At 83.5% G+C, this 285-nt stretch carries 1 pseudogene; it reads left to right on the top strand.

What is annotated here, in order from left to right:
- A pseudogene (locus tag ACSNN9_RS28750) lies at positions 1-285 on the top strand (hypothetical protein); the annotation flags it as partial.

The raw sequence follows: 285 nt of genomic DNA, 5'->3' as shown, positions 1-285 counted from the left end.
CGGAGCGGGCCGACGACGGGTGGCGCGGCGGCTGGCCGGAGCCGGACGGCGCCCCGGCCCTGCCGGCCGGCGGGGTGCCGGTGCCCGACGAGTGGCGTCCGCCCCGCCAGCGGGGACACCAGCCCGAGGCGCGGCACGACGTCCGCGAGCCCGAGGCGCACCGCTCCCGTCGGGCGGAGCCCGGGCCGGAGCGGCCCGGCCGGCGGCAGGATGAGCGCTACGGCCATCCGCCGCAGGACGACGTGCCCCGCGCGGGCGGTGCCCGCAACGCCGACCGCTGGCGCT

This window comes from Micromonospora sp. URMC 107 (genome assembly GCF_051386315.1).
GTDB lineage: Bacteria > Actinomycetota > Actinomycetes > Mycobacteriales > Micromonosporaceae > Micromonospora.
Note: the sequence above shows the minus strand (reverse complement) of the source record. Positions and strands in the feature narration are given on the sequence as shown.